Source organism: Rhodobacter ferrooxidans, assembly GCF_000176015.1.
GTDB lineage: Bacteria > Pseudomonadota > Alphaproteobacteria > Rhodobacterales > Rhodobacteraceae > Pseudorhodobacter_B > Pseudorhodobacter_B ferrooxidans.
On the sequence record NZ_ACYY01000047.1, the window covers coordinates 1 to 1,245 of the forward strand.

Consider the following 1,245-nt stretch of genomic DNA (forward strand, 5'->3'; position numbering starts at 1 on the left):
ATACACCATTCGGACCGCGGCTCCCAATACTTGTCTATCAAGTATACCGAGCGCCTGGCCGAGGCGGAGATCGATCTTTCAGTCGGAACGGTCGGCGATGCCTATGATAATGCCTTGGCCGAATGCGTCATTGGCCTGTTCAAAACCGAGGTCATCAACCAGATCGGCCCGTGGAAATCAATGCGAGAGGTCGAGTGGGAAACCCTCAAATGGGTCGATTGGTATAACAACCGCCGACTTCTCGGCCCAATCGGATACATCCCACCCGCAGAAGCAGAGGAGGCGTTCTATGCAAACCTGAACTCACTCGATATGGTCGCCTAAAAATGAACAAATCACCCTCCGGTAAACCCGGGGCGGTTCACTTCGATGCGAACTGGCGGGTCTACGGCGTGCGCAAAGTTTGGCACCAGCTGCGCCGTGAGGGCTTTGACGTCGCGCGCTGCACGGTCGCGAGGTTGATGAAGGACATGGATATTCAGGGCATTATCCGCGGCAAGCCGCAGAAGACTACGATCCCGGACAAAAAGCTGCCGTGCCCGCTGGACAAGGTGAGCCGCCAGTTCCGCGTGCCTGCGCCGAACATGCTCTGGGTGTCGAATTTCACCTATGTCGCCACCTGGAAGGGGTTCGCTTATGTGGCGTTCGTAATCGATGCCTATGCCCGCAAGATCGTTGGTTGGCGTGTCAGCACCTCCCCTCATGCCGGGTTCGTTCTCGATGCCCTCGAACAGGCAGTCCATGACCGCCGCCCGGTAAAGGGCATGGGGCTCGTGCATCACAGTGACCGCGGCAGCCAGTATCTGTCGATCAAGTATACCGAACGGCTGGCCGAAGCAGGCATCGAACCCTCGGTCGGAAGCGTCGGTGACAGCTATGACAACGCACTTGCCGAGACGATCAACGGCCTGTTCAAGGCCGAGGTCATCCACCGTCGCGGCCCTTGGCGCAGCTTCGAGGCGGTGGAATACGCCACCCTCGAATGGGTCGACTGGTTCAACAACCGTCGCCTGCTCGAGCCAATCGGAAACATCCCGCCCGCCGAAGCCGAAGCAAACTTCTACGCCGCTCTGGAAACTGAACCCATGGCCGCGTAACTAACCGAAATCAGCCTCCGGCAAACCCGGCGAGGTTCAGGGCGACCACGTCGCGCCGCGCCGCGCTGCCCTTTCCGGCCCTGCGCAGAGCTTCGGCTTTCATGTTGCCCAGCTTCAATAAGCGCGCCTTGGAAACGGCAAGGACTTT

Annotated in this window: 1 protein-coding gene and 1 pseudogene; both read left to right on the plus strand. The window is 59.2% G+C overall.

Features of this window, described 5'->3' with window-relative positions; genetic code table 11:
- Positions 1-324, plus strand: a 324-nt coding sequence (locus RSW2DRAFT_RS16930) for an integrase core domain-containing protein (protein ID WP_008033243.1), incomplete at its 5' end; no start/stop codon positions are given.
- Positions 325-365: 41 nt separating this feature from the next.
- Positions 366-1,097 (plus strand): annotated as a pseudogene (locus tag RSW2DRAFT_RS16935) (IS3 family transposase); the annotation flags it as partial.
- Between the last annotated feature and the right edge of the window lie 148 nt (positions 1,098-1,245).